Source organism: Mycetocola sp. (assembly GCF_046716805.1).
Classification (GTDB): domain Bacteria; phylum Actinomycetota; class Actinomycetes; order Actinomycetales; family Microbacteriaceae; genus Mycetocola_A.
The window spans coordinates 1-25798 of record NZ_JBKJWH010000045.1 but is presented as its reverse complement, the minus strand read 5'-3'; the positions used below and the strand labels follow the sequence as shown (position 1 = coordinate 25798).

Annotated in this window: 29 protein-coding genes; 13 read left to right on the top strand and 16 right to left on the bottom strand. The window is 66.0% G+C overall.

All coding sequences use genetic code 11. From position 1 onward, the window contains the following. Position 1: 1 nt before the first annotated feature. From fliR to ACLQ62_RS03595, 5 genes are read left to right on the top strand one after another with little or no spacing between them, the layout of a single operon-like run. The gene (gene fliR, locus ACLQ62_RS03615) at positions 2–760 is read left to right on the top strand and encodes a flagellar biosynthetic protein FliR (RefSeq protein WP_411720303.1); all 759 of its coding nucleotides are present in this window, start codon (positions 2–4) and stop codon (positions 758–760) included. After that, on the top strand, positions 760–1860 hold the full coding sequence (locus tag ACLQ62_RS03610; RefSeq protein ID WP_411720302.1) for a flagellar biosynthesis protein FlhB: 1101 nt from the start codon (positions 760–762) through the stop codon (positions 1858–1860). The genes fliR and ACLQ62_RS03610 overlap by 1 nt, the downstream gene beginning before the upstream one ends. A 55-nt stretch (positions 1861–1915) precedes the next feature. After that, complete coding sequence (locus ACLQ62_RS03605) at positions 1916–3913, top strand: flagellar biosynthesis protein FlhA (protein WP_411720338.1); 1998 nt, start codon at positions 1916–1918, stop codon at positions 3911–3913. Continuing rightward, positions 3888–4646: a hypothetical protein gene (locus tag ACLQ62_RS03600; RefSeq protein ID WP_411720301.1), complete on the top strand. Its 759-nt coding sequence runs from the start codon at positions 3888–3890 to the stop codon at positions 4644–4646. Before ACLQ62_RS03605 ends, ACLQ62_RS03600 begins: the two co-directional genes overlap by 26 nt. A 4-nt stretch (positions 4647–4650) precedes the next feature. Continuing rightward, positions 4651–4896: a carbon storage regulator gene (locus tag ACLQ62_RS03595; protein WP_411720300.1), complete on the top strand. Its 246-nt coding sequence runs from the start codon at positions 4651–4653 to the stop codon at positions 4894–4896. 7 nt (positions 4897–4903) lie between these two features. On the opposite strand, the gene ACLQ62_RS03590 is transcribed toward ACLQ62_RS03595, so the two are convergent. The 5 genes from ACLQ62_RS03590 to ACLQ62_RS03570 all read right to left on the bottom strand — a co-directional run bounded on the left by ACLQ62_RS03590 (position 4904) and on the right by ACLQ62_RS03570 (position 9623). Next, positions 4904–5287 carry a flagellar assembly protein FliW gene (locus ACLQ62_RS03590; RefSeq protein WP_411720299.1) on the bottom strand — a complete coding sequence of 128 codons (384 nt, stop codon included), beginning with the start codon at positions 5285–5287 and terminating at the stop codon, positions 4904–4906. Continuing rightward, positions 5284–6156: a flagellar hook-associated protein FlgL gene (flgL, locus tag ACLQ62_RS03585; protein WP_411720298.1), complete on the bottom strand. Its 873-nt coding sequence runs from the start codon at positions 6154–6156 to the stop codon at positions 5284–5286. The genes ACLQ62_RS03590 and flgL overlap by 4 nt, the downstream gene beginning before the upstream one ends. A gap of 15 nt (positions 6157–6171) precedes the next feature. Then, a complete protein-coding gene (gene flgK, locus ACLQ62_RS03580; RefSeq protein ID WP_411720297.1) occupies positions 6172–7608 on the bottom strand; it encodes a flagellar hook-associated protein FlgK in 1437 nt (478 codons plus the stop codon). After that, positions 7605–8165, bottom strand: a complete 561-nt coding sequence (locus ACLQ62_RS03575) for a flagellar protein FlgN (protein ID WP_411720296.1) — start codon at positions 8163–8165, stop codon at positions 7605–7607. The genes flgK and ACLQ62_RS03575 overlap by 4 nt, the downstream gene beginning before the upstream one ends. A 315-nt stretch (positions 8166–8480) precedes the next feature. Then, positions 8481–9623, bottom strand: coding sequence for a peptidoglycan DD-metalloendopeptidase family protein (locus tag ACLQ62_RS03570; protein WP_411720295.1), 1143 nt, complete (start codon positions 9621–9623; stop codon positions 8481–8483). A gap of 214 nt (positions 9624–9837) precedes the next feature. Between ACLQ62_RS03570 and ACLQ62_RS03565 the strand changes: the two genes are divergently transcribed. Then, complete coding sequence (locus ACLQ62_RS03565) at positions 9838–10128, top strand: hypothetical protein (protein ID WP_411720294.1); 291 nt, start codon at positions 9838–9840, stop codon at positions 10126–10128. Positions 10129–10247: 119 nt separating this feature from the next. Next, entirely contained in the window at positions 10248–11393 is a 1146-nt protein-coding gene (locus ACLQ62_RS03560; RefSeq protein WP_411720293.1) for an AI-2E family transporter, read from the top strand. A 25-nt stretch (positions 11394–11418) separates the two neighbouring features. Here ACLQ62_RS03560 and ACLQ62_RS03555 read toward each other — a convergent pair whose 3' ends face one another. From ACLQ62_RS03555 to ACLQ62_RS03535, 5 genes are all read right to left on the bottom strand, one after another. Continuing rightward, entirely contained in the window at positions 11419–12813 is a 1395-nt protein-coding gene (locus ACLQ62_RS03555; RefSeq protein WP_411720292.1) for a YibE/F family protein, read from the bottom strand. 14 nt (positions 12814–12827) lie between these two features. After that, positions 12828–14054 (bottom strand): MFS transporter, encoded by a 1227-nt coding sequence (locus ACLQ62_RS03550; RefSeq protein ID WP_411720291.1) that lies wholly within the window; start codon positions 14052–14054, stop codon positions 12828–12830. A 389-nt stretch (positions 14055–14443) separates the two neighbouring features. Continuing rightward, on the bottom strand, positions 14444–14977 hold the full coding sequence (locus tag ACLQ62_RS03545) for a hypothetical protein (protein WP_411720290.1): 534 nt from the start codon (positions 14975–14977) through the stop codon (positions 14444–14446). 266 nt (positions 14978–15243) lie between these two features. After that, the gene (locus ACLQ62_RS03540; protein ID WP_411720289.1) at positions 15244–15456 is read right to left on the bottom strand and encodes a DUF2945 domain-containing protein; all 213 of its coding nucleotides are present in this window, start codon (positions 15454–15456) and stop codon (positions 15244–15246) included. A 19-nt stretch (positions 15457–15475) separates the two neighbouring features. Continuing rightward, positions 15476–16204 (bottom strand): DUF72 domain-containing protein, encoded by a 729-nt coding sequence (locus ACLQ62_RS03535; protein WP_411720288.1) that lies wholly within the window; start codon positions 16202–16204, stop codon positions 15476–15478. A gap of 119 nt (positions 16205–16323) precedes the next feature. Between ACLQ62_RS03535 and ACLQ62_RS03530 the strand changes: the two genes are divergently transcribed. From ACLQ62_RS03530 to ACLQ62_RS03515, 4 genes are read left to right on the top strand one after another with little or no spacing between them, the layout of a single operon-like run. Then, positions 16324–17475 carry a zinc-dependent alcohol dehydrogenase gene (locus ACLQ62_RS03530; protein WP_411720287.1) on the top strand — a complete coding sequence of 384 codons (1152 nt, stop codon included), beginning with the start codon at positions 16324–16326 and terminating at the stop codon, positions 17473–17475. Positions 17476–17496: 21 nt separating this feature from the next. Continuing rightward, positions 17497–18066, top strand: coding sequence for a hypothetical protein (locus tag ACLQ62_RS03525; RefSeq protein ID WP_411720286.1), 570 nt, complete (start codon positions 17497–17499; stop codon positions 18064–18066). 9 nt (positions 18067–18075) lie between these two features. Next, positions 18076–18942, top strand: coding sequence for an endonuclease/exonuclease/phosphatase family protein (locus ACLQ62_RS03520; protein WP_411720285.1), 867 nt, complete (start codon positions 18076–18078; stop codon positions 18940–18942). A gap of 39 nt (positions 18943–18981) precedes the next feature. After that, positions 18982–19590: a hypothetical protein gene (locus ACLQ62_RS03515; protein ID WP_411720284.1), complete on the top strand. Its 609-nt coding sequence runs from the start codon at positions 18982–18984 to the stop codon at positions 19588–19590. A gap of 7 nt (positions 19591–19597) precedes the next feature. On the opposite strand, the gene crcB is transcribed toward ACLQ62_RS03515, so the two are convergent. The 4 genes from crcB to ACLQ62_RS03495 form a co-directional block, all read right to left on the bottom strand. Beyond that, complete coding sequence (gene crcB / locus ACLQ62_RS03510) at positions 19598–19969, bottom strand: fluoride efflux transporter CrcB (protein ID WP_411720283.1); 372 nt, start codon at positions 19967–19969, stop codon at positions 19598–19600. Then, complete coding sequence (locus ACLQ62_RS03505) at positions 19966–20424, bottom strand: fluoride efflux transporter FluC (RefSeq protein ID WP_411720282.1); 459 nt, start codon at positions 20422–20424, stop codon at positions 19966–19968. The genes crcB and ACLQ62_RS03505 overlap by 4 nt, the downstream gene beginning before the upstream one ends. Next, positions 20421–20927, bottom strand: coding sequence for a universal stress protein (locus tag ACLQ62_RS03500; protein WP_411720281.1), 507 nt, complete (start codon positions 20925–20927; stop codon positions 20421–20423). The genes ACLQ62_RS03505 and ACLQ62_RS03500 overlap by 4 nt, the downstream gene beginning before the upstream one ends. A 157-nt stretch (positions 20928–21084) precedes the next feature. Next, the gene (locus tag ACLQ62_RS03495) at positions 21085–22410 is read right to left on the bottom strand and encodes an FAD-dependent oxidoreductase (protein WP_411720280.1); all 1326 of its coding nucleotides are present in this window, start codon (positions 22408–22410) and stop codon (positions 21085–21087) included. A gap of 112 nt (positions 22411–22522) precedes the next feature. On the opposite strand from ACLQ62_RS03495, the gene ACLQ62_RS03490 reads away from it, so the two are divergent. Further along, on the top strand, positions 22523–22873 hold the full coding sequence (locus tag ACLQ62_RS03490) for an ArsR/SmtB family transcription factor (protein ID WP_411720278.1): 351 nt from the start codon (positions 22523–22525) through the stop codon (positions 22871–22873). A 111-nt stretch (positions 22874–22984) separates the two neighbouring features. Then, positions 22985–23635, top strand: coding sequence for a hypothetical protein (locus ACLQ62_RS03485; protein WP_411720276.1), 651 nt, complete (start codon positions 22985–22987; stop codon positions 23633–23635). A 95-nt stretch (positions 23636–23730) separates the two neighbouring features. Here ACLQ62_RS03485 and ACLQ62_RS03480 read toward each other — a convergent pair whose 3' ends face one another. Continuing rightward, positions 23731–25041: a TRAP transporter large permease gene (locus tag ACLQ62_RS03480; protein WP_411720275.1), complete on the bottom strand. Its 1311-nt coding sequence runs from the start codon at positions 25039–25041 to the stop codon at positions 23731–23733. A gap of 8 nt (positions 25042–25049) precedes the next feature. Continuing rightward, positions 25050–25661: a TRAP transporter small permease gene (locus ACLQ62_RS03475; protein WP_411720274.1), complete on the bottom strand. Its 612-nt coding sequence runs from the start codon at positions 25659–25661 to the stop codon at positions 25050–25052. Between the last annotated feature and the right edge of the window lie 137 nt (positions 25662–25798).

The following is a 25798-nucleotide window of genomic DNA, read 5'->3' as shown; positions in this document are numbered from 1 at the left end:
GATGTCGATCTCTCTCGACTTCGCCTGGATCGAAGCTGTTCTGCTCGCAAGCGTCCGCATGGTGGCGTTTCTCGTGATCGCTCCCCCGTTCTCCTACGGCGCCATCCCGGTCCGGATCAAGGGCATGCTCGGGGTCACGCTCGCCCTCGCAGTGTCGCCCCGACTCACGCCCGGGTACGAATCCTTCGAAACGGCAGGATTCCTCCTCGCCCTCGTCGCCGAGATCCTCATCGGCGCCGTTCTCGGCTTCCTCGTGATGCTCGTCTTCGCCGCCGTCCAGTCGGCAGGAAACCTCATCGACATGTTCGGTGGTTTCCAGATGGCGCAGGGCTTCGACCCGCAGTCGATGATCAACGGTGCCCAGTTCTCGCGCCTGTTCCACATGACCGCCCTGGCCCTGCTGTTCGCATCCGGCGGTTACCAGCTCATCTTCGGCGGCCTGGTTCGAACCTTCAGCGCCCTTCCGCTCGGCGGGATGATCGATTTCACCGCCCCGGCCGAAGCGATGACCAACGGTGTCACCCAGATGTTTCTCGCATCAGTCCAGATCGCCGGGCCGTTACTTGTCGTGCTCTTCCTCGCGGATGCCGGGCTCGGTCTCCTCACCCGGGTCGCGCCGGCGCTCAACGCGTTTGCCCTCGGTTTCCCGCTCAAGATTTTCCTGACGCTCACCCTGGTCACCGTCACCTTCGTCGCCCTCCCGCAGGTCGTCTCCTCCCTCACACGCGACGCTTTCGACCAGATGTTCGGGGTGCGCTGATGGCCGAGACCGACTCCTCAGAACGCACCGAGCAAGCGACAGACAAACGGATGAAGGAGGTCAGGTCGAAGGGCCAGCTTTCGAAGTCGCAGGACCTGACCGCCTGGCTCGGCATCGGTGCCGCCGCCCTGATGATGCCGGCAACGATCGCACTCGCCGCGGATGCCGGGACGATGCAGCTGTTCCAAATCGGAGCCGTCGCGTCGAACCCGGACCCCGGCGGAGCGCTGGGCGCGCTCGGACTCGGGCTTGGGTCCGTGATGTCGAGCCTCGCCCCCATCCTCGCCGTCGTCGGTGTCGTGGTCTTGATCGGGTCGGTCGTGCAGGGCGTTCACGTCAAGAAGCTCACAGGCAAATACGAACAATTCAACCTTGTGTCCGGAATGAAGCGCGTCTTCGGGATGCAGGCGATGTGGCAGGGCGCGAAGGCGCTGATGAAGACGATCGTCGTCGGCCTCGTCCTTTACCTTGTGATTCAGGGCCTGATGCCGCTGCTCATGGGAGCCGGCGGCCTGTCGGTATCCGCCGTCCTCGAGGCGGCGGCGGCCGGCACCGGGTCTCTCCTCCAGACGGCCGTCGCCGCCGGCCTCGTGCTCGCCGCGATCGACGTCTTCGTGGTGATGCGCCGCAACCAGAAGAAGACGCGCATGACAAAAAAGGAGGTGCGCGACGAGAACAAGAGCTCGGATGGCGACCCCCTGATCAAGTCCCAGCGCCGCTCGCGACAGCTTGCCATGAGCCGCAACCGGATGATCGCATCCGTCGCCGGCTCGGACGTCGTGCTCGTGAACCCGACCCACGTCGCTGTGGCACTCTCCTACGAGCCGGGCAAATCGGCGCCCCGCGTCGTCGCCAAGGGATCCGGCATCATTGCCGCTCGCATCCGTGCCGAAGCGGAGGCGAAAGACGTACCCCTGGTGCAGGACATCCCGCTCGCCCGTGCGCTACACGCCGCCTGCGAACTGGGGCAGGAAATTCCCGTCGATCTCTACAACGCCGTCGCCCGAGTGCTCATGTTCGTGATGGCGCTCCGCCGCCGCGGAGCAACTCGGGGCATGCACACGATGACCCCACCCGTTCTCAGCCCAGGAGGCGCCTGACGTGAACCGAAACCTCTCCAAGATCGCCGTGCCTCTGGGTGTCGTCGGCATCCTCATGCTGCTCATCGTCCCGGTTCCAGCCGGTCTGCTCGACGTGCTCATCATCGTCAACATCCTCTTCGCGCTCGTGATCCTGCTCACAACGATGTTCGTGCGCAAACCGCTCGACTTCTCGGTGTTCCCTTCGCTGCTACTGGTGGCGACTCTGTTCCGGCTCGGCCTCAACGTGGCATCCACGCGGCTCGTCCTCGGTGAGGGCTACGCCGGCCAGGTCATCGAGGCGTTCGGACACGTCGCCGTCGGCGGATCCATCGTGATCGGTGCCGTCGTCTTCCTGATCCTCGTCGTCATCCAGTTCGTCGTCGTCACCAAGGGCGCCGAGCGGGTCGCTGAGGTCGGCGCCCGCTTCACCCTCGACGCCATGCCGGGCAAGCAGATGGCGATCGACGCCGATCTCAACGCCGGCTTGATCACCGACATCCAGGCCCGCGAGCGGCGCGCTGAGGTCTCGGCTGAGGCCGACTTCTACGGTGCGATGGATGGCGCGTCGAAGTTCGTCAAGGGCGACGCGATCGCCGGGATCATCATCATTCTCATCAACATCGTCGGCGGCATCGCGATCGGCATGCTGCAAAACGGCATGGAGGTCGGCGAGGCCGTCAGCACCTACACGCTCCTCACCATCGGCGACGGCCTCGTGACTCAGATTCCCGCACTGCTCATGGCGGTATCGACGGGCATGATCGTCACCCGCTCGAACGCCGAGTCGGACATGGGGTCGACGGCATCCGCCCAGCTGTCCCAGTCGAGGAATGCCCTGATGATCGCCGGCGGCGCGGCGATCGCGATGGCGCTGATCCCCGGGATGCCGGTGCTCCCGTTCGTCGGCGTCGGACTGTTCCTGCTGTTCGCCGCGCAGCGAATCAAGGCCTCGGAAGCCGCGAAGAAGGCATCGGCGGAGCTGGCGGAGGACGAAGACAACGCTCCGCGCCCGGAGACGACGGAGGAACTGATGGAGCGGATGCGTGTGCACGCGCTGGAGATCCTTCTCGCGCCGGACCTGGTCAGCATGGTGTCCGGATCTTCCGATGACCTGCTCGCTCGGGTGCGAGCCCTGCGGCGCACGATCGCCATGGACCTCGGTGTCATCGTGCCGCCGGTGCGGACTCGGGACAGCGTCGACCTGCCCGCATCGACCTATGTCATCCGGATCGCCGGAGTCGAAGCCGGCAGGGGTCTCGCCCCGACCGGCAGGGTGCTCGCCCTGGGGGACGCCCTCGATGCGCTGCCAGGGCAGTCGACCGTCGAGCCGGTCTTCGGCCTGGTCGGCAAATGGGTGCCGCAGGAGATGCGGCACAGCGCCGAGATGACCGGCGCGACGGTGATCGACCGGATCTCGGTCGTGGTCACGCACCTGTCATCGATCATCACCAGCAATGCAGCGAGGCTGCTCACCCGCGAAGACGTGCGACTCCTCACCGACGGCATCAAACAGGTGAACCCGTCGGCTGTCGACGAGCTGACCCCCTCGCTGCTGAGCCTCGCCGAGATTCAGCGGGTGCTGCAGGGATTGCTCGCCGAGCAGGTTCCGATCAACGACCTCTCGCGGATCTACGAGGCGCTCTCGTTGCGTGCGAAGGTCTCCACCGATCCGGAAGGGCTGATCGAAGCCGCCAGAGCGTCACTGGGCCCGGCCCTGTCCAGCCAGTATCTCGATGGACGAACGCTGCGGGTGATCATGATCGACCCCACCCTCGAGCAGTCCATGCTCGAAGCCATGCGCCCCTCCGAGTTCGGCACCCAGATCCTGCTGGACCAGGGCAGGATCGAATCGCTCTTCGCCTCATTGAAAGGCGCAGTCGCCCGGGTGGAAGGCAACGGGCAATCCGCGGTGCTGGTGTGCGCCCCCGCCCTCCGCCCGGCCATCAAGCGCCTGGTATCTGGCCAGTCTCACGGCCTTCCCGTGCTGTCCTACCAGGAGGCAGGCGCCGCGAACGTCGACATCGAAACAGTGGGGGTGATCGGCGATGCCCAATCGATTCCGGCGTCCTGACCCCGACCGCACTCCGGTGCGGCCTGCACCTCCCGTCCCTCCGGGCATCGCCGCGTTGCTCGACTCGATCGACGGCGAGGAACGCGAGCTGCACAGCGACGGGAGCGGCACGGCACCCGCTGCGCCAGGCGCTCTGGCGTTTGCTCAGGTGCTCGACGACCTCACGGCGAACCTCGCGACCGATGCCCCCGTGCTTCCACGGCGTCTGGGGCGCCAGCCGTCCGTCCCTCAGCCGCTTCAGGCGCCCGGCGACCTGATCGTTGTGATCGGTGCGGCCGTCGATGCGCTCTCGGTGGTCCGCTCGATGGCCGCGGCTTCCGCCCCCGTCGAGATCGCTGTGGCAGGATCGATCGAGCTGCCCGGGACCGTCCGCGTCGATGACCGACGCAGCGCGGTCCGAGCACGCGCGATCGGCGTGCACAACGCCAGCCCGGTGTTCGTCGCGTTCGGGCTCGACCGCCGCACCATGCATCGGTCCAACTGGGAGGAGCTTGTCCTGGGCATCTCGCCTGACCAGGTCTGGCTCGCCGTGGATGCCGGCAGGAAGCCGGACGACACGGCTCTCTGGGTTCACGCGGTCGCCGCTCGCGTTCCCGTCGACGCCGTGGCCGTCGAAGGCAGCGCGCTCACCGGGAGCCCCGACACCGTCGAGGAACTGAACCTGCCGATCGGCTGGGTGGACGGGTTTGCTCCTGCCCCGACCCGGCCGTCGCGGCCGATATGGGATAGTTGAGCGGATGCTAGTTCTCACACGCAAACCCGGCGAGCGGATCCTCATCGGCGACGACGTCGTCGTGACCTTCCTCGAATCGCGCGGCGACAGCATCCGGATCGGGATCGAAGCACCGTCGGGCGTCAGGATCCAGCGCGACGAGATCGTCCAGGCCGTCACGGACGCCAACCGCGCCGCCGTGGAGGCTCACCCATCTGCTGAGGATCGCATCAAGGCTGCGCTGGGCTACCTGCCACCAACCGCCGGCTGAACCAGAACTATCTGGCGACCGTCGCGAGTTCGGCCTTCAGCGGCCAGTCCTGACCTTCAAGGATGACCTGGGCGCATCCGCCAGTCACACGATTGAGGACGATCGGAGCCATCAGGTTCACGGTCGTCGCCTCGTTCTCACCCGGGTTGATCACGACGAGCACTGACGCGTCCTCGGCAGCCTCGAGTCCGAGCAGCTCGCACTGCGCGTCGGTGATCGTCGGCTGGTACCGCGGGAGGTGAAGTCCGGCGTCGAGGACGAACAGCCGAGGCCCAGCCTCTGCGGTCGCCGTGAGCGAGTACAGGCCGGGCGCGCCATCGGTCTCGACGAGGGTGAAATCCACCAGCGGTTCGAGCCCGGGCGGCGGAACGAGGAAGCTCAGCGCGCTCATCGGAGGAAGTCCATCAGTGTCGGCTGCAGAACCCGCGCAGTGACGGCGAGGGCGGTCTGGTACGACACCTGCTGCACCTGGAGATCGAGGATGATCCTGGCGAGGTCGACATCCTCCACTTCGGAGCGCTGCGCTTCAAGTGACACAGATTTTTCCATGTTGACCTCCATGGCCCGCTGAATTTCGGCATGGCGGGCACCAACCGTGGCGTGCTGGCCAAGGAGGGCTTGCCGGTGCCCGTCGATCGCAGCGAGAGAACTACCGATATTGGTACCGCTGCGCAGGTCGCTCACGATGGTCTGAACCAGGGCGAAGACAGACTCGCTGCCCACACCAAAGACAGCGGCGCCGTCGGCATCCGCCCGCACGGTCGTCCCTGAGCTGATCCGGCGCTCGACGCTCGAACCGGCAGCGCCGGTGTACTCGAACGCCGACGTGAATGCCGCGTCGGCATCGGAGTTGCCCGCGAACACGGAGCGGCCGAGGTAGGTGGTGTTCGCCTCGCTGAGCAGCTCGGACTGCAGGCTCTCCAGCTCGACAGCGATGGCTTCTTTCGCCGCTGGAGAGAGCGCGCCGTCGTTCGCACCTTTCACGGTGAGGTCGCGGATCTTGTTCAGGAGAACTGTCGCGTTGGAGAGGGCGGAGTCCACGGTGGTCAGCCAGGCGTTGCCGTCACTGATGTTACGACCGTACTGTTCGTTGGCCCGCTGCTCAGCGCGGATCGCAAGGGCGTTCGCCGTGCCCGTCGGGTCGTCAGATGGCCTGCCGATGAGTTTCTGGCTCGACGCCTGCTGCTGCAGTTTTGCCATCTGGGTCATGTTGGACTGCAGGTTGGACAGCGCTGAGCGCATCATCGTCTGGTTCGTCACCCGTGGGATCACGATCTACCTCCCGACTATTCCGGTGCGATTGATGAGGGTGTCCAGCATTTCGTCGACCGCTGTCATCACGCGGGCAGCGCCCTGATACGCGGACTGGAACATGACCAGGCTGACGTTCTCCTCGTCCAGGTCGACGGAGGCGTTCGCCAGTTGAGCGTTCGACGCGGATGCCGCCGCGAGCTCGGCAAGGGCGGCCTGCTGCAGTTCGGTGCGCGCGACGACACCGGTGCGGGTGACGAAACCGGTCCAGATCGTGTCGGGGGATGCTGCGGCTGTGCCGAGTTGAGAGATGGCATCGGCGATCGAGCCATCGAGCCCACCGGCATCGGGCGCCGCGGCGGCGATTCCGCTTGCGTCTTTCGGCACGACCGACAGTCCCCGAGCGGCAGGGACGGTCGGGGCGATGGCGAAGAAGTCGACACCGGTTTCGCCGGTCGCCGTGACACCGTTGCGGTGGACGGCGTTGACCTGGCTCGCCAGCGCTGAGGCGAGGTCGTTGTACGACTGGGCCGCCTCGGCAATCACGCCCCCTGTCTTCGAGGCGTCGCTGGGGGCGAGCACCGATACGGCTCCGGCGATCTCGCCGCCGGTCAACGCGACGGAGCTGCCGGGGCGGTGGGCCCACTCGAGCCGCACGGGCGCAGCCGCCGTGCCATCGAGGCGGTAGGCCCCAACGACGGCGACCGGCCGAACGGTGTCGCCTGAGACGATCGCGTTGCCGGCGAGGAGCACATCGATCGTGCCGTCCGGGCGCTCAGCGACCGTCGCACCCGTCAACGCGGACATGGTGGTGGTGAGCGCGTTGCGCTGGTCAACGAGTTCGTTGACGGATCCGCCTGCAGCGAGAGTCGAGCGAATCGTCACGTTGAGGTTGGCGACCTGGCCGGCCGCAGCGTTGAGTTCGTCGGCCATGCCGCCCAGCTCGCTCCGCGCGTGAGCCCACTTCGCTTCCATCTCGTCATAGCCGCGAGCGATCTGCGATACCAGCACACCGGCCTGCTCGAGCACGATGCCGGCGGCCGCAGGGGTGCCGGCGTTGTTGGAGAGGCCCTGCCAGGATGCCCAGAACTCCTGCAGCTGGGCAGAGAGTCCGTTCTCGCCCGGCTCGCGGAGCGAGGACTCGATGTCAGAGAGGATGTTGGCCCGAACGGCGGAGTACCCGGCCAGCCCGGCCGACGACCGAACCCGGGCGTCGAGGTAGACGCTGCCGAGTCTCGCGATCGAATCGACTGAGACCCCACCGCCTCCCTGTTGGGCCGTGGCAAGCGGCCCCACCAAGCCGAGCGCGCCGACGGCGCTCGTCGTGATTCGCTGCCTGGTGTAGCCGACGGTGTTCGAGTTGGCGATGTTCTGGCCGACGACGTCGAGCCCCTGCCGTGCAGCGACAAGTCCGGTGTACGCGGTGTTCAATCCGCTGAAGGTGCTCATCGTCGGCGTCACAGGTCCTTGTCGAAAAGGCGGGCGGAGGCGGCCTGAGCGTCGGCGGCACCGCTTGCGTTGTAGACGCCCGAGTCGGCTGGGGTTTGGGCGAGCGTCTCCTGGGTCGACCGGGAAGCCGCCCTGAGCATCCGCTCGTTGGTGTCACGAAGCACAGTGATGTCGGCCGTGAGTTGTGTCAGAGCCGACAGGTGGCTTGCGAAAATGTCGGACCAGGCGCCGGCGGGCGCGTGGTCGACCAGGTGGCGGAGCGTGGCGTCTTCACTCGTCCCCCAGTTCTCGGCAACCGCGGCAACTTCGACGCTGCGGGCGAGCCCGACGTCCCGGAGGCTCGCGACCACCTGCTCGATTTCGTTGGTGGCGTGGTGCAGCCACCTGGTCTTGCCCGTGGTCAGCAGAAGCTGCTGCACTTCGAGTTTGAACACGAGCAGTTCGAGCAGCTCCCGTTCCCGCCAGATCAGCGCGGAGAGCTCATTTGCACCCATGTCGTCCAACTTCCAGGACCCGTCGGTAAGTGCACTCGCTGCGCGGGGCAGGAGTGCGATGTCGGCTTCGCTCATGCGTGAGCACTCCTCGTCGTTGGTCTTATCCAACTATCGGCGAGGGTGATGACCATGTTAGGGCGTATGGACCCCGACATACGCGCCCATCTCGCGAACCTGTCGCATCGCGTCACGCTCGGGACGGGTAGTCCAGCGACTGAGTCCAGTCCTTGGGTGCTGAGGCAGGCAGACGCAGTACTGCGGCGACGGGCCGCCGTGCAGGTTCACCCGCACGCGCAGCGGGGAACCGAAGTACTCCTCGTTCCAGAGGTCCGGGTGGCTGGCCTCAGTCGCGGTCGCGATCTTCACGTCGTCAACGAAGACGGGAGCGAACTAGAGCTTGACGCCCTTTGCCGCCATGAACGGCACCGGGTTGGTGAAGTCGCCATTGATACGGATCTTGAGGTCGAGGTGGCAGCCGCTCACGACGCCGGTAGCGCCGACGTTCGCCACGATGGTGCCCGCTTCGACCAGCTCGCCGGAGGAGACCTTGAATGAGCCGCTCTGCACGTGTCCGTAGATGGACTCCACTCCGCCGCCGTGGTCGACGATCACACGCTGTCCGTATGCGCCGGCCGAGCCGGTGAAGGTGACCCGGCCGGCGGAGACCGCCTTGACCGGGGTACCGCAGCTGGCACCGAAGTCGACGCCGTCGTGGAAGGAGTTGGAGCAGCCGGCGCCGTTACAGATCAGCCCGCGAGGGCCGTAAGGCGATGAGATCGCTGCCGCCACGGGCCGGATCCAGGTGCCGTCGCCACCCACGAACGCTGAGTAGTCCGCGTTGGCGTTGCTGTCGGATGCCTTGGGGCGGCTGGCCGCGAGCTTGGCCGCCTCGGCAGCCGCCTCAGCAGCCGCCTTCGCGGCTGCTGCCGCCTGGAGCTCCTCGGCGGATGTCGCGGAATAGCCGTCTCGTGCAAGCGCGGGGCGGGTCCAGGTCGGCACGGTGAGCGACTGGGCGCCCGTGTCGTGGATCGGAGCGACCGAGGCCGCCTCCTCCGACGTGAAGGCGTAGGCAGGAAGTGCCACTGTGCCGAAGATCGAGGGAACAGCGATGGCGACGATCAGCATGGACCGGATCGACTTCCAGCGAGATTGCTTGGGGACGGATCGGACCGATGCCGGCGCCGGGGTGGCTGCCACCCGCGCCGCCAGCTGAGCGCGGGATGGAACCGGGATGGTGGCCGTCGGCACGGCAGCGGTTGCGGGGTCGACGGCCGGTTCGACATCGACCATTACGACGGGTTGAGCGGCCTCAGCCGGCTCGTCGTGGTCATCGGTCTCGATCGGTTCGGGTGTTTCAACGGCGGCTTGCTGCTCGACGGGAACGACGGCCGATTCCTCCGCGGGCGCGCCGGTTGCGGCGGCCGAGCGGGCAGCAGCGCGCAGGCTCCTGCGGGTGGGGAGGGCGGTCGTCGAGTCGAGGGCAGAGTCGCCGCCGCTGCCGTTGTCTGGCTCTCGGCTGGTCTCGTCACTCATCAAAAATATCTCCGTGCGTGGCAGCGATCGGCCCCGCGGCATCCGTTTTTGGATGCTCCGCGCGGTCTTCCTGACGCAAACGTTCGTAGGGCGGGCGGCGGTGAAATGATCCGCGCCTGACTTTCGGGTTCAACCGAGGGTACTTGATCCTTCCTGAGAGGACCATCCCAGTTCGGGTGGTATGACCGTCGTCGAGGGCGTAGCGTCGTGATTCATGGCCGGATTACTGCGCGAACCGTCTCTCGAGGACGCCGCCGACCGGGGCCGCGTCCACCAGCAGTGCTGGGTCGAAACGTACGAGGAACTCGTTCCGCCGGAGTTCTGGGAGCACTCCACCGAAGCACGGCGGATCGGAATGTGGGAACGGATGCTCCGTCGAAGAGAGCCTCAGCGCTTCTACCGCCGGAACGGCTTCACTCCCGACGGCATCCGAGATGCGCGACCGCACCAGGGAACCGACCTGACGGCGATCCGGATGCTGCGGCCCGCATCGCCCGTGGGCTGACCTGGCTATATCCACCAGAATCGTTGCGGCGAGCCGGACCAGAGCGGGGGCGTCGTGCGGCACGATATTAGGCAGGCGTGAGCCGAGAGCCAACGGGCTCGAACGAGGGTGTGGGGACCATGCGCAAGAGAAAACAGACAGCCGAGATCAACCAAACCGATGTCAAACCGGACGTCGCCGTCCAACGCGGTGCCGGGGCAGCTGGTTTCAGCATCGCTGCGTTCCGCATCGGCCTTGTCGGCGGGCTCGGCGTGCTCACCGCGATGCTCATCGGCGGCATCCTCGGCCAGCTGGGCACCGTCCTCATCTATATCGGTCTCGCCCTGTTCCTGGCCCTCGGGCTTGACCCGCTCGTCACCTGGCTGGAGAAGCGCATCCAGCGCGGTGTCGCCATCGCCCTTGTCGTTCTTGCGGTGCTCGGAATTTTCGCCGCTCTCCTGTTCGCTGTGATCCCCGTGCTCGTCGAACAAGCATCCAATCTGGTCGACGATTTCCCTCGCGTGCAGAGGGAAATCGAGGGGAGCGACTTCATCAAGGGTCTCGAGGGTGCCTTCGGGGGATCACTCAGCATCAGCGATGCTCTCTCCAGCGCCATCGAGTTCATCAGCGACCCGAAGAACCTCGTCGCGATCGGCGGCGGACTCGCGGCGGTCGGTGCCGGCGTCGCCAGCGGCGTGACCGGTGCGATCATCGTCCTGATCCTCACGCTCTACTTCCTCGCATCACTGCGCTCGATGAAGGGCGTCGCCTACCGCTTCGTGCCCGAGTACCGTCGGGTCGGCTTTGCGACGATCACCGAGGAGATCACCGGGGCGGTCGGCCGCTATGTCGTCGGTCAGCTCAGCCTCGCCGCATTCAACGGCATCCTGAGCCTCATCTTCCTGTCGATCATCGGGGCACCGCTCCCGTTCCTGCTGGCGATGATCGCGTTCCTCGGATCGCTCATCCCGCTCGTCGGCACCCTCACCGCCTCGGTCATCAACACCCTGATCTGCCTGTTCGTCTCACCGGTGACCGCACTGTTCGCCGGCATCTACTACCTCATCTACATGCAGATCGAGGCCTACGTTCTGAGCCCACGCATCATGAACCGAGCCGTCGCCGTGCCCGGTGCACTCGTCGTGATCGCCGCCGTGGCCGGTGGCGCCATCGGTGGCGTGCTGGGGGCGCTCGTGGCGATCCCCGTTGCCGCATCCGCGATCATCATCGTGCAGAAGGTGGTCTTTCCGCTCCAGGACTCGAAGAAGTCCCCGAGCGGAGCCTGAACTCCCGCCGGAGACCTCCGCTGTCCTAACCGTCCAAGCCCGAGGAACCAGACGGGGCCCGCCCCTCCACGGCAGCCTCCCGGCGCAGAACCCGCCTGGTGATCGGCACATCTGCCGCGGGAAAGCCTTCTTCGGCGAGCGCGCGTGAACCGGTGGGCTCGTCCGTCGCGTCGACGACCGGCCTTCTCGGTTCAGCGGTGGAAACCACACCTCTCGTGCCCACCGCTTTCACGACGAGCACAGCGATCCCCGTCGTGACCGGGATGGCGAGAACAAGCCCGATCGACCCGACGAGGGTGCGCACAATCTCCTCGGCCAGTTCACCGCTGCTGATCGTGTCGACGAAGGGCCGGTCCTGCAGCGAAAGCAGGATGAGCAGTGGGAGGGCGGCGCCCGCGTAGGCAAAAACAATCGTGTACACCGTTGAAGCAATGTGATCACGTCCCACCCGCATGGCTCCTGCGAACAGGCGCCTGGCGCTCGACTCGGGGGCCAGTTCGTGCATCTCCCACACGGCCGACGACTGGGTGATGGTCACATCGTTGAGCACCCCCAGGCCCGAAATGATCAGGCCACAAACGAGGATCCCGGAGAGCGAGATCGATCCGCTGGCATAGGAGAGGGTGTAGTCGGCATCGTCGTTCAGTCCGGTGAGGTGCGCCGCCCCTGTCGCCCACGCCGCGATAAGCGACGTGGTGACGAGACCGAAGATCGTCCCCAGCAGCGCCGTCGAGGTCCGAGCCGAAAACCCATGGGCGAAATAGAGCACCCCGATCATGATCACGCTCGAACCCACGAGCCCGAGCAGCATCGGCGACGAGCCCTCGACGAGCCCCGGAATAATGAAATAGGCAACGACAGCGTATGCACCGGCCAGCCCCAGAAGGGCACGGAAGCCGCGCCATCGCGCGACGAGGACCACGACGAACGCGTAGACCGCTGCGAGCAGGGCCATCGGGACGGTCCGAACGAAATCGATGAATGAGTAGCGGGTTTGGGCTCCCTCACCCGCGCTGGACCCCAGGTCGAGGAAACGGATTCGGTCACCGATGTTCACGTCGGCTTCCCGACTGACCTCCGGGGGCACTTCGACGGCGACGGCAGCGCCTCCCCGGTCCGGCGCCAGATGCGTGACAATGCATTTCTGGTCGACACTCGCCTCTGTGGACGGGTACAGGCATGGGGCGAGGCTCGTACGCTCGACGGTACCGATCTGGAAACTTGCGCCCTGCGCGGCCGAGTACGGGTTACCGACTTCTACGTCGCTGCTGGTGCCGGACGGCCACAGGAGGAACATCCCGACGATCGTGGCCAGAGTGATCGGGATCAGAATGGCGGCGAGCAGCCGGTTCGCGCGTCGGCGCGTGGCCACCGCCTCGGGTGACGTGTCATGGTTCTCGTGAGCGTGGGAGTGGCCCATGGTGTCCTTCTCTGTCAGTGCTGGAGGCGTCGAGCCCGAGCGGATCGCAACGCATCGGTGCCGACCATCAGGGTAAGGCCGATTGCGAGGAAAATGATCAGGGCGATCGGAAGCGACTGGATGCCGCTTCGATCCAGCAGGACACCGCCGAGCAAGGCGCCTCCGCCGATACCGATGTTAAACGCGGTGGTCTGCAGCGCGGCAGCAAGGTCGCGCGTCCGGAACGACGCGGTGTGAAGCATCCGGGTCTGGAGCATGGCGGGGATCCCGCCGAACGCGACCCCCCAGACCACGAACGCGACGACAACCACGACGGTGTTCGCCGACCAGGCGGCGAGGACGAACACCGAAGCCATGACGGCGATCAGGGCGAGTGCGAAACCACGTCTGGGGAATCGGTCGGAGGCGAAGCCGGCGAGCACGAGCCCGATCGCACCCGCGCCGCCGAAGAGGAAGAGGAGGAAGGCGACCGAAGTCTCTGGGAAGCCGGCGGCTTCGATCAGCCACGGTGCGATGTAGGTGTAATACGTGTTCTGGCCCGTGAGCAGGATCATGATCACGACGCAGAGGAGCACCACTCCGCGCATGCTGCGGTCCTTGTACATCGGCACGCGGATCTCGCCGGTCTTGACCGGCACGTGGTGGTCAACCGGCGGAAGGTACTTCACCACGGCGAGTGCCAGGAGCACGACGATCGCCGCGATCACGCCGAAGGCCACCCTCCAGCCGAGGGCGTGCCCGAGCGCCGTCCCAACCGGGACACCGAGCACGAAAGCTGCGGACGCTCCGCCCGAGGTGATCGCGACCGCCTTGCCGAGCTGGTGCTTCGGCACGAGATGGGCGGAATACGCCGCAACGACCGCCCAGAACAATCCGTGCGCGAGCCCGCCCAGGATGCGGGCGCCGACGAGGATCTCGTACGTCGGGGCGATCGCGGCGAGCACGTTGGCCAGGGCGACGACGAGCAGGACGACAAAGACGAGGCCCTTGCGCGAGTACTTTCTGGTGAGCGCCGCGAGCGGTGTTGTGGCGACCACAACGGTGCCTGCGAAGACGGTGACGAGCAACCCCGCCGTCGACAGGCTGACATCCAGCTCGGCGGCCATCTCGGGCAGCAGTCCGGTCGGCAGGAATTCGCTTGTCACCGACACGAAGATGGCGCCGGCGAGCGTGAGCAGGCCGATCCACGGAAAAGCGGGGGATGCGGCCTTAGCGTTTGGGGCGTTCAAGGAAGTGGACACAGGCGTCGCCGATCAGAAGGGGTGGGTGGGATGCGCGGCACCGAACTCCGATGGGCGGCGCGCTAGGCGATACAGCCTATTCGACTCCGGGCCTCGAGCGATGATGTTGCAAGCCGACGTCGTAGGCCTCGTGCAGGAGCTCCAGAAACGCCGGATCGAGCTGCTCTGGGTTGGTCAGCCGGAACGCGTGCACGACGTTCCGCGGCGAGATTCCTGTACCCGCGTGATGAGCGGATGCTCCGCCCGCCTCATGAGAACGAGGTGGCCGTTCAGCCAGTGCTTGCGTGGCTGGAACGCGGCGAAGCTCATCCGCGCCTGAAGGGCGATCCTCGATTTCTCGGAGAGGATCTCAAGCGGCCCCAGCTCACCGCCACCCGCCGACCCCCCCTTCACGCCCCGGCGGGCGGCTCCGCCAGCAGCTCGACCCGATCGTCGAGGTACGACGCCAGGTCGACAGCTTCCGCATCGCCGGCGGTGGCGTTCCAGCGCACTCGCGGCCGATCGCCGTCGAGGAACAGGCGGCTGGGCGACGTCCGAAGCTCATCGACGTCGAGCGCCACGGGCGCCGCATCGAAGTTGACGGTGTCGCCGTGCGGGAATCGCCCCCGGGATGCCGCGGCGCGGTACGCGCGGCGCTGCTCCGCTGACTGGGATTGGTAGCCCGGGCGCCCCGGCTCCAGCGCACGAGTGGCTTGCCCCGTCTCGTACAGCGTGCCGTCCTCGCCGAGGAGGAATACGCCGAGTCGCCAGACGCGCCCTCTCGACCGCAGCACCGCCGGACGCGGAACAAGCAGAACCCGGTGCTCGGGAACGTACTCGGCGAGCGCCTCAGTGCGCGCACCCGCCGCGCTCAGCCGCTCCACGGCGCGGTCGAGAAGGGCGCGGATCTCCGCAGCGATCCGTTCGTTGTCGGCGGTGGGCATCACTCATCGCCCGCGTGGTGTCGAGTGAGTGGCATCAGCACGGTTCCACCGCCGGCAATTGTCACGAGCGGATGCCGTCAATTCGGCATGATGACCGCCGCGGTCCCCGAGAACGAGGGAACTGCCGCGCGCTTCGAGAGGCCCGAACCGACTCATGCGACTCAGCCTACCGAGGCACCCGAAGCGCAAGTCTCGACTGAGTAATCGGGGCGGAGCCGCTCGTCGTAACCGGGGCGGAGCCGCTCGTCGATGAACACCTCGAACGGTCAGATTTTCGTCAGCGCACTCCCCTTGTGCATGGCGTCGTGCCCGGTCTTGTCACTGGTGACTTCGTATTGGGGGTCCTCAGGGCTACACCGGCGGGTACGGCCCTTGAACTCTACGTCTGTGGTGTGCACCTTCGTGATGCGCCCATCGACCTCACCACCCTCCGAGTTCCAGCGCACATGGTCGCCAACCGTAAACGTCGTTGCCATCATTTCTCCTCCATCCGGATCGTCAGGTCACCAGAGCCCGCAAGGTGTCGGCGTTTCTCACCGCATTGCCGCCGCCGTCGTTGTTGAAATAGACGTAGACATCCGTGCCGCTGTCGCGCCACTCGCGGATGCGATCCGCCCACCACCGCAGGTCGTCGTCGGAGTACGAACCGCCGTAGAGGTGGTCGTGATCCGGACCGTGCATGCGCACGTACGCAACCGGGGAGGTGACCCGCAGGATGCACGGAAGGTTCGCCCCGCTCATGACGCAATACCCGGCGCCGTGCGCCTCGAGCAGGCGGAACACCGCCTCGTCGTTCCAGCTCGCGTGCCTGAACTCAACGGCCACCGGGATCCAGTCCGGAACGCGGCCGAGGAAGTAGTCGAGCCTGGCATCATCACGCACCATTCCGGGCGGCAACTGCACGAGCAGCACCGCCCGTTTGTCGCCCAGTTCGTGCCAGCTCCTCGCGATGCGGTCGATCCAGGCGTCCGGTTCGTACAGTTTCTTTCCGTGCGTGAGTCCACGCGGAGCCTTCACCGAAAGCCTGAACCCTGCGGGAAGCCGGGTGCGCCAGCTGGCGAACGAGGCATCCCTCGGCCAGCGATAGAAGCTCGCATTCAGCTCAACGGTGTCGAACCGGGCGACATAGTGCGCCAGCCGATGCCATCGCGGCAGCCCCTCCGGGTACAGCACGTGCTCCCAGTGGTCGTAGCTCCACCCGGATGTTCCGATTGAGATACTGCCCATCTGCCCACCGTATAAGTCTGGGCCCGGTCCGCCACAACCCCCTTGTCGCATCCACGACGCACGGCCACGCTTGCCCTCACGGCGGAACGGAACGACGACAGAACAGCGGGAGGATGGCGATGCGCGCGATGGTGTACCGCGGGCCGTACAAGGTCCGAGTCGAAGAGAAGGACATCCCGCCCATCCAGCACCCCAACGACGCGATCGTCCGGGTTACTCTTGCGGCGATCTGCGGATCGGACCTGCATCTGTACCACGGCATGATGCCGGACACCCGGGTCGGCATGACCTTTGGCCACGAGTTCATCGGCGTCGTCGATGATGTCGGTTCGTCGGTGCAGAACCTCAAGCGCGGCGACCGCGTGATGGTCCCGTTCAATGTCTACTGCGGCTCCTGCTACTTCTGCGCCAGGGGCCTCTACTCCAACTGTCACAACGTCAACCCGAACGCCACTGCCGTCGGCGCCATTTACGGCTATTCGCACACCTGCGGCGGGTACGACGGCGGCCAGTCAGAGTTCGTTCGCGTTCCGTTCGCGGATGTCGGGCCCGCGTTAATCCCGGAATGGATGGACGACGAGGACGCGCTCATGTGCACCGATGCCCTCGCGACCGGGTATTTCGGCGCGCAGCTCGGCGATATCGGTGAAGGAGACACGGTCGCCGTCTTCGGCGCCGGACCCGTCGGCCTGTTCGCCGCGAAATCGGCCTGGCTGATGGGCGCCGGGCGGGTTCTCGTGATCGACCACCTCGACTACCGGCTCGAGAAGGCACGCAGCTTCGCCCATGCTGAAACCTTCAACTTCGCCCAATACGACGACATCGTCGTGGAGATGAAGAAGACGACGGGGTACCTGGGCGCGGATGTCGCGATCGACGCGGTCGGGGCTGAGGCAGACGGCAACGTGATCCAGCACCTGACGTCGGCCAAGTTCAAGCTGCAGGGCGGGTCGCCGGTCGCGCTGAACTGGGCGATCGACTCCGTGCGAAAGGGCGGCACCGTCTCGGTGATGGGCGCGTACGGGCCCATGTTCAGCGCCGTGAAGTTCGGAGACGCCTTCAACAAGGGCCTGACCCTGCGGATGAATCAGGCCCCGGTGAAGCGGCAGTGGCCGCGACTGTTCCAGCACATTCAGAGCGGGTACCTGAAGCCGAGCGACATCGTCACCCACCGCATTCCTCTCGAGCACATCGCCGAGGGGTACCACATCTTCTCGGCCAAGCTCGATGACTGCATCAAGCCGGTCATCGTGCCGAGCGCCACCGTTTAGCCGTATTCGAAGGGAGCAGACATGCCCTACACCGCCGAGCAGCCGAAACGACGCGAGTCCAACGAGGAGCTGCGGGCCCGCATCCCGGGCTGGGGTGCCGACCTCGACCCGAAGAACCGTCCGGCCGTGCCGAGGGAGCGCTTCGACCCCGGAGCGACCGGTGCGCACTGGGACTTCCCCGAACGCCAGCCCGAGAAGCGGCCTCGGGAGCGATCGATCGAGCACAAGTTCCTCCCGCCGGTTTTCGGCACCTCGTCACCGCTCAAAGGACTGTCAGGGGTGATGCGGAGGTACGCCTACCGCACGTACAGCGAGGCGCAAGCCGCCCACTGGCTGATCCTGCTGGCATCCGACCGGGTCGATGCCGTGGAGAGTCACCTCCGCTCCTTTGTGAGCCTCCGCCCGGACAACCCGATCACCGAGACCGGTGTGCGCAGCGAGCTGACCCGCCACGGCTATGCCTCCCGGGTGGGCAGGAATCGCGCCGACCTGAAGCACCAGTGGATCGACCCGATCCTGGTCGCGGGTCCGTGGATCGCGGCCGGCGGCCTGGTCTTCGCCGTCGTGAGGGCTGTCGCCCGGCGCCGCTGAGTGTGCGCCATGAAAAGTCCACAGCGTGAGGCGGTGTCGGCCAGCCCGTACGCTGGACCCATGACGGATGCCGCGATGATCGGTCCGGTGGAGCCGCCGGGTCTGCACGTCATGACCTACAACATCCGTCGGCGGATGGCTCACGTGACCCAGCACAGCCCCGACCTGTGGACCCGTCGGAGACCGCATCTCCAGACGCTGCTGCAACGCGAGATGCCAACCCTTCTCGCGATTCAGGAGGGGCTGCCCGACCAGGTCGAGTTCGTCAGCCAGGCGCTCGGGCCCGACTACCGCCAGATCGGGCGCGGACGCAACGCCGACGGAGACGGTGAGCAATGTGCGATCTTCTTCCACACCCGCCGTCTGACCCTCAACGACTGGACGCAACGGGCACTCTCCGACAGCCCGCACGTCGCCGGATCCCGGTCGTGGGGCAACATGCTGCCCAGGATCGTGGTGTCCGCCGACCTCACCGACGTGGCCAGCGGCATCCGGTTTTCGGTCCTCAACGCCCACTTCGACCATTTCTCTCGCACCTCACGTGCCCGCTCGGCGAAGATGCTCAACGACCTGGTCGAGGCGACGGATGTTCCGGCGATCGTTCTCGGCGACATGAACGCCGGCGTGCGATCGGCCCCGTACCGGATCCTCACCAGCGGCCCGCTCCGTGACGCCTGGATGGCTGCTGAGGAACGCCTGACGCCCGCGTGGGGAACCTATTCGGGGTACCGGCGGCCGAAGCAGGGCGGCAAGCGCATCGACTGGATCCTGGTGACCGGGTCGGTGACTGTCGAGGCGGTCGGGATCAACGCTGCGCGGTTCCAGGGTGCGGCGGCTTCCGACCATGAGCCGGTGCAGGCGCGCCTCACGTTCTGAGACCGGTGCCGCGCTGAGCGAACGGGATATCCTGTGGCAATGATCGAGACGTTCCTGCGGGCTCCTCGTGGGCCCGCTGAACTTGCGGCGGACGGGGTCCGCGTCGTGGGCGTGCTCAGCATCGTCGTCGCGTTCGCCGGCTGGTCGGCCGTCGACGTCGCGGTCTTCGCGCTGGGGATCCTCGGTCTCGTGGTCCCGCGATTTCTCGGCCTCCGCCCGGCGCTCGACGCCGCCTTCGGCGTCACCGTGCTCGTGGCCGCGTGGAGTGCGCTGCTCGACCTCTACGAATCCATCGCTTACTGGGACATCCTCGTCCATTTCGTTCTGAACGGTCTGACCGCTGCGGTAATCTACGTCCTCGCGATGAGGTGCGGAGTGATCGCCGACTCGGGCAACAGCAGCGTCCTCCTGAGTTCGATCGTCACCCTGACGACGGTGTTCGGGCTCGCGGCCGGGGTGATGTGGGAACTCGTCGAGTGGGTGGGCCACACCTACATCGATCAGACGATCTTTGTCGGGTACAACGACACGGTCGGTGATCTCGCCGCCGGCGGGCTCGGCTCGCTGCTGGCTGGTTTCGCGGGCCGTTATCTGGCGGGGCAGAGCCGGTTCGTTCCGGCGGCGAGCCCCGCTCGCGCCTCAGCCTGACGCACTCTCAAAAACTGCCGAGCAGGAACCCGGCTGCACTGGCGAGCACAGCGAGAACCAGCATCCCGACGCTGTTGACGAGAGCGACGCCGTAGCGGCGCGCCTGGATCAACCGCACCGACTCGACGCTCGCCGTGCTGAACGTCGTGTAACCGCCGAGGAACCCGGATCCGAGAATGAGGAACACCGGCGACGGCACCAGAGCGGAGAGAGCCAGCCCCGTGACGAGCCCGAGCAGGAATGATCCGGAGACGTTGATGACAAGGGTTCCGAGCGGGTAGGAGGTAGCTCGCGACTGCAGGAACCCGTCAAGCAGGAACCGTGCAACAGCCCCGGTCCCTCCGGCGAGCGCCACCGCCACGAAGACGATCGGTGTCATGCCCTGCCCACCACAGCCCGGCGACGCACGGACCCGACGACAACAACTCCTGCGCCTGCCGCTAACAGGCCGAGCAGCAGGGTGCCTCCGGCGTAGAGGATGCCGGGAACCACGTCGCCGGCACGCAGCAGCAGGTCGGTCCCTGAGGCGAGCGCGCTGTAGGTGGTGAACCCGCCCAGGAATCCGGTGCCGGCGAAGAGGCGGATGCTCCGAGCCCAGCCTGTTCGTGATCCCCCGTCGACGACACCCTCGAGCAGGGCGCCGAGCGCGAAGGCGCCACCGACATTGATCAAGAGAATCGCTGCGGGGAAGGACCCGAGCGGCGGCACGGACAAAACCAGGCCCTCTCGAGCAGCGGTGCCGAGGGTTCCGCCGAGCAGAACCAGTCCGAGAAGTGCCGGCTGCAGGTGCAGCGGTCGAACCGGGAGAGGCTGTGCTGGTGGGCCGGCGCTCACTCCCCGGTCTCCCAGGGCGGCGGGGCGTTGGTGCGCGTGTCCGGGTTGGGCACGACGACGAGCGGCCGGTGCTGCCGGTGAGCCAGTTGAGCGGCGACGGAGCCGGTGAAGAACTCCTGCAGAGTGCCACGGAACCCGGGGGCACGGGTTCCGACGACGATCATCAGTGCGTCGACGCGGTCAGCGAGCGCCGCCAGTTCGTGGCTCGGATCCCCCACGAGCGGCTGAACGCTCCACCGGGTGCCGGTGGGTTCGAGAATCGAAGCGATCCGGTCCCGCAGAGACTCATCGAAGATTTCGACGCGAAGGTCAGCCAGATCCGGGTCGATCGGCATCGATGTGAACCGACCATCCGTGAACCGCTCGACGACATAGCGGCTGGGATCGGCTCGTGCACAGACGAGCATGGCGTTGAATTTCGATGCGAACTCAGCAGCAGTCTCCAGTACAGGGGTCAGCTGGCGTGGCACGACCCCGACGAGGATCACATTGGGATCCGGCATCGGATCTCCCCTCTCTGAACCGTCCGGCACCCGAGAAGGGAACCGAACCGGCCCCACCGCCGTAGCGGATTTCTACGATGACAGAAGTGTTCCAGAAATCCCGCGTCGCCGAAAGCAGGCCCTCGTTCGCGTCGCCCCCCGGGGTGGCGGGCGTCTGCTAGTTACAGCAGGCGGAGCCGGACTCCCCGACGGATGCCGAGGAGCAGACGCCCGTCTCCGGCAGGACCAACTGCACCCGGCGGGCAGCACCGTGGTTCCCGGCGAGTTCGTCGGCGATCGAGCGAACCTGCTCGTATCCGGTCAGAAGGAGGAACGTGGGCGCTCGTCCGTAGCTCTTCATGCCCGCGAGAAAGAAGTTTGGTTCGGGATGAGCGAGTTCGGCGACGCCATGCGGGTAGACGGTGCCGCAACTGTGCGAGTTCGGGTCGATCAGCGGCGCGAGAGCTCGAGGCGCCTCTACGATTTCGTCGAGCGACAACCGGATCTCCCGCAGCATGTCGAGGTCAGGGCGGAAACCGGTGGCGTTGACCACCTGGTCGGCCTCGATCGAGACGGGTTCGCCGCGGCGGCGGCCTTCGACGACGACGCGGTCCCCGGCAGCCGGGTGAAGGTCATCGATCTCGAAGGAGTCGATCAACGAGATCCTGCTCTGCCGGACGAGCTCGTGGATGGAGCTTCCCAGCTGCCCCCTGGCCGCAAGTTCATCGTTCTCCGAGCCGAAGACACGGACGGGGCTTGCGCCGCGGATCGCCCAGCCGACGGTGGTACCGCTGTCCTGTCTGGCCAGTGCGGCGAGCCCCAGAAGCGTGTTGGCGGCAGAGTGGCCCGCTCCGACAACAAGGGTGTGCTTGCCGGCGAATCGAGCCCGATCGGCACCAAGCACATCCGGGAGGGCATGGCTGATATTTTGCCGGACGCTGTCGAAGTTGGTGGGCATCAGGCCGCCGGCGGTCAGCCCGTTCGGGGTGCCGTAGGTCCCGGACGTGTCGATGACGGCGCGAGCCAACTGCTCGACCATGGCGCCGCCGCGGCGGATCCGCAACAGGAAAGGAGTCGAACCGCGGCCGGTGGAGCGGGTGCGGTCCATGCCTCGCCTGGACACATCGGTGACTGTGCTGCCGTATGAAATGCGCGGGGCCAGCTCCGAGGTCGCCGCCAGTGGCAGCAGATACTCTGTCACGAGTTCCCTGCCGTACGGCAGCTTCTTCGCTGCGGGCGCCTGCCAGCCCGCTTTGTCGAGGAGCCGGCCGGCGGCCTCATCGACGAGGTATTCCCACGGCGAGAAAAGCCTCGTGTGACCCCAGGCGAGAACGGATGCCCCCGCCGACTCCCCGGCTTCAAGGACGAGCGTTTGCACCCCGCGTTCAAGCAGCTGCGCGGCGGCGGCGAGACCGACGGGACCCGCGCCGATGACGACAACCGGAAGACCGTCCAGCTTCCGCGACGCGGGAACGGTCGGGGAGGGCAGTTCAGCGATGCTCATCGGAGTTTCTCGACTTTCTCGCCACTCAACCGACGGGTAGTATATTGATCCTTGTCGATATACAGTGTGAGCAATACATCGACCGTTGTCAATATCAGAGAGTTGGTTTCCCATGTCGCCAACCGGGTCGCTGCCGGTCACGGACATCTCTGCGTGCTGCACGCCGATCACTCGGGAACCGATGGATGCCGCCGGTGCGGAGATACTCGCGAGGTCGCTCAAGGCACTGGCAGACCCGGCGCGGTTGCGACTGCTCTCCCTTGTTGCGTCGCACGAGGATTCCGAAGCCTGCGTCTGCGAGCTCACGGAACCACTCGACCTCAGCCAGCCGACCGTCTCGCACCACCTCAAGGTCCTCGTCGACGCCGGGTATCTCGAGCGCGAGAAGAGGGGAACGTGGGCGTACTACAGCCTGACGCCGAACGCACTCGCGTCGGTTTCCGGACTGATCAGCGGACTCTGAGAACCGCCTCCAGGCATCCGTATCGCGCTCCGCTTGCATTCCCATAGGGGGTGTGTAAGCTCGTCCCTCGTGTTCGGAAAAGTCAGGTCGGCCGGCGAAACGTCAACGCTCGTGGCATTGGTCGAGCCCGAATGGCCCGACACAGAGAGCGTCAATGGCGAGCGCTCGGATGTTTCTTCTCGTCTGTCCTCACGGGCGGACTACGGTACGGCCCCCAATCGCGTGCTCGTTCTCGGCGATGCCGATTCCACGTTCGAGGCAATCCTCGGGGAACTCGCGCATCACGGCGTCGACGCGGTCCGGGCTCACGAGATCTCGGCGTGCGCGGCATCTCTGCACGAAAACAAGGCGACCGGTGTCGTCCTGACGATCGACGCGGCGAGCCTCGCCGACCGTGCGGCACGCAAGGATCTCGCCAAGACGCTGTTCGGAACCCTCCGCCGGCTGCTCCCTCTGCTCGCGCAACCCGCTCAGGTCCTTGTTCTCGCACGCGGCACGGATGCATCGCAGAAGGTGCGCATGGACCGGGAGGTCCAATCGGTGATCGCCAGGATCAGCCGGCTGGCCACGAACGAGTACGGTGTCAACCTCACCATCAATGCCGTCGACATCACCGGGGACGTCGACACGGCCCTCGTGGCCCGACGTGCGGCTGAGCTCTTCGACGCGCGAGAAGAAGTCACGACCGGCGAACTCCTGGACTATACCGAGATCGAGGGGCAGACCATCGGCTGCGCCCTGGCTCTCCGCTTCGTCTACTGAGGCTCCCCGCTTCCCTCAGCACCAATTCACTCGTTCCGGACGAAAACACGCGGCGTACCGCATGCCTTCGTCCGGAACGAGTGAATCCGCTCCCGCTACTTGGAGATGAATCCCAGCTGCGTGGGGAGCCAGGTGGAGAGTTCCGGAACGTACGTGACGATCAGCAGCGCGATGCACAACGCCCAGAAGAACGGCATCATTTTGCCGATCACTGGCTCGATTTTCACGTTCCCGACGCGTGCCGCGACGAACAGGTTGTTGCCGATCGGCGGCGAGATGTTGCCGAGACACATGTTGAACACCATCATCGCTCCGAAGTGGATCGGGTCCACCCCGACGGATGTCACGACCGGCAGGAAGATCGGCGTGAAGATCAGGATCGCCGGCGTCGGGTCCATGATGGTGCCAGCGAGAAGAAGCACGACCATGATGATGGCGAGGATGATCGCCGGGTTGTCCGTGAATCCCAGGAGGCTCTTGCTGATCGTCTCCGGGATGCGTGAGTACGACAGCACCCACGCGAGAATCCCGGACACACCGATCAGCAACATCACGATCGATGTCGTCTTCGCGGCGTCGAGGATGACCTTCGGCAATTCGCGGATCGGCAGTGTGCGCTGGACGAGACCGAGAACGAGCGCGTAGAGAACGGCGATGACCGCGGATTCCGTCGCAGTGAAGAACCCGCTGAGGATGCCGCCGATGACGACGACGATGAGCGCGAGCGCAGGCAGCGCCCGCAGGAAGACGGTGACCGCCTGCCGGAATGTGGGCCGGTAGGCGCTTTTGAGCTCCGGGTGCTTGCGAGCGTAGAACGCCACCATGACGAAGCAGACGGCAGACCAGAGCAAGCCGGGACCGATGCCGGCCATGAACAGCGCAGCGATGGACGTTCCCGACACGAGCGAATAGACGATGAACGTGTTGCTCGGCGGAATCAGCATGCCTGCGGGTGAGGCGGCCGCGTTGACAGCGGCGGAGAAAGCCGGGTCGTAGCCGTTCTTCTTCATCGGCGGGGCGAGGACGGTTCCGACCGCGGCAGCGGAGGCGACCGACGCGCCCGAAACGGCACCGAACATGGTGTTGGCCACGACCGTCGTCTGTGCCAGTGAGGCCGGAAGCCGTCCGGCGACGACCTGGGCGAGGTCGATGAGGCGCGACGCGATTCCGCCGTTGGTCATCAGACCGCCGGCCAGGATGAAGAACGGTATGGCGAGGAGGGCGAACGAGTTGCTGCCGGAGAACACGCGTTGGGCTGACGTGAGCGCAGCACCCTCCCAGCCCAGGAGGATGACGATGGCGAGTGCAGAAGGCAGGCCCATGGCAACGGCGACGGGGAGGCCAAGGGCGATGCCGATGGCAATACCGCCGAGAAGGACGATTGTGGTGATTGTCAGAGTATCCATGAGGCGCCTTAGATCACTTCCGCGGTTTCTTCAACGGACGGCAGTGGCCGTTCTCCGTTGAGAAGGACCGCGATGAGGTGGTAAATCGAGTAGAAGGTGATGAGAAGGCCGGTGAGCGGCAGCACCATGTAAACCTGGCCGACCGTGAACGGCAGGGTCGAGATCTGCTGATCCCAGGCGTTCTCGGCGACGCGGTAGCCACCGACAACGAATACCAGGATGGCGAAGAAGATGATCGTCACTTCGACTGCCACGGCGACGGCTAACTGTGCGGTTCGCGGAAACTTGGACACCAGCAGTTCGACGGCGATGTGGCCGCGCTCTGAGAAGACCAGTGCAGCGCCCAGAAGCGCCAGGATCACGAACGTAAATCTGGCGGCTTCTTCTGTCCACGGCGCAGGATCGTTCAGAACCTGGCGCGAGACGACCTGCCAGGTGACAACGACGACGAGCACCACGAAGAGCACGATGCACAGAAGGCCGAGCGCTCGGTCGGTGAAACCGCGGATCAGCTCGAGCGCCTTGAACGTCTTGAAGATGCGCTCAGGTTCAGCTGCTTCTCCGGCGTGACCCGAGTCGTCCTCGCGAGGGTTCGCATCGTCGTCTCGGTTGGTGTCCATGTTGTGTTCCCTTCGGCTGCCGGCCGTCGGCCGGCGTGAATTCCATTCAGCGCTCACGCGAGCGTGGTGGGGGGGGGGGGCCCCCGGCCCACCCCCCCCCCCCGGGGAGGGGGGGTTAATAATTGTTTGGGGCCCGG

Coding starts and splice junctions, on each gene's coding strand:
- ACLQ62_RS03570 (WP_411720295.1), bottom strand. CDS start 9,623: ATGAGTGACGAGACCAGCCGAGAGCCAGACAACGGCAGCGGCGGCGAC.
- ACLQ62_RS03600 (WP_411720301.1), top strand. CDS start 3,888: ATGCCCAATCGATTCCGGCGTCCTGACCCCGACCGCACTCCGGTGCGG.
- ACLQ62_RS03515 (WP_411720284.1), top strand. CDS start 18,982: ATGATCGAGACGTTCCTGCGGGCTCCTCGTGGGCCCGCTGAACTTGCG.
- ACLQ62_RS03480 (WP_411720275.1), bottom strand. CDS start 25,041: ATGGATACTCTGACAATCACCACAATCGTCCTTCTCGGCGGTATTGCC.
- ACLQ62_RS03540 (WP_411720289.1), bottom strand. CDS start 15,456: ATGATGGCAACGACGTTTACGGTTGGCGACCATGTGCGCTGGAACTCG.
- ACLQ62_RS03555 (WP_411720292.1), bottom strand. CDS start 12,813: ATGGGCCACTCCCACGCTCACGAGAACCATGACACGTCACCCGAGGCG.
- ACLQ62_RS03520 (WP_411720285.1), top strand. CDS start 18,076: ATGAAAAGTCCACAGCGTGAGGCGGTGTCGGCCAGCCCGTACGCTGGA.
- ACLQ62_RS03495 (WP_411720280.1), bottom strand. CDS start 22,410: ATGAGCATCGCTGAACTGCCCTCCCCGACCGTTCCCGCGTCGCGGAAG.
- ACLQ62_RS03590 (WP_411720299.1), bottom strand. CDS start 5,287: ATGAGCGCGCTGAGCTTCCTCGTTCCGCCGCCCGGGCTCGAACCGCTG.
- ACLQ62_RS03475 (WP_411720274.1), bottom strand. CDS start 25,661: ATGGACACCAACCGAGACGACGATGCGAACCCTCGCGAGGACGACTCG.
- ACLQ62_RS03610 (WP_411720302.1), top strand. CDS start 760: ATGGCCGAGACCGACTCCTCAGAACGCACCGAGCAAGCGACAGACAAA.
- ACLQ62_RS03575 (WP_411720296.1), bottom strand. CDS start 8,165: ATGAGCGAAGCCGACATCGCACTCCTGCCCCGCGCAGCGAGTGCACTT.
- ACLQ62_RS03545 (WP_411720290.1), bottom strand. CDS start 14,977: ATGCCCACCGCCGACAACGAACGGATCGCTGCGGAGATCCGCGCCCTT.
- ACLQ62_RS03490 (WP_411720278.1), top strand. CDS start 22,523: ATGTCGCCAACCGGGTCGCTGCCGGTCACGGACATCTCTGCGTGCTGC.
- fliR (WP_411720303.1), top strand. CDS start 2: ATGTCGATCTCTCTCGACTTCGCCTGGATCGAAGCTGTTCTGCTCGCA.
- ACLQ62_RS03565 (WP_411720294.1), top strand. CDS start 9,838: ATGGCCGGATTACTGCGCGAACCGTCTCTCGAGGACGCCGCCGACCGG.
- ACLQ62_RS03595 (WP_411720300.1), top strand. CDS start 4,651: ATGCTAGTTCTCACACGCAAACCCGGCGAGCGGATCCTCATCGGCGAC.
- ACLQ62_RS03535 (WP_411720288.1), bottom strand. CDS start 16,204: ATGGGCAGTATCTCAATCGGAACATCCGGGTGGAGCTACGACCACTGG.
- ACLQ62_RS03605 (WP_411720338.1), top strand. CDS start 1,916: ATGCTGCTCATCGTCCCGGTTCCAGCCGGTCTGCTCGACGTGCTCATC.
- ACLQ62_RS03560 (WP_411720293.1), top strand. CDS start 10,248: ATGCGCAAGAGAAAACAGACAGCCGAGATCAACCAAACCGATGTCAAA.
- ACLQ62_RS03500 (WP_411720281.1), bottom strand. CDS start 20,927: ATGCCGGATCCCAATGTGATCCTCGTCGGGGTCGTGCCACGCCAGCTG.
- ACLQ62_RS03525 (WP_411720286.1), top strand. CDS start 17,497: ATGCCCTACACCGCCGAGCAGCCGAAACGACGCGAGTCCAACGAGGAG.
- crcB (WP_411720283.1), bottom strand. CDS start 19,969: ATGACACCGATCGTCTTCGTGGCGGTGGCGCTCGCCGGAGGGACCGGG.
- ACLQ62_RS03530 (WP_411720287.1), top strand. CDS start 16,324: ATGCGCGCGATGGTGTACCGCGGGCCGTACAAGGTCCGAGTCGAAGAG.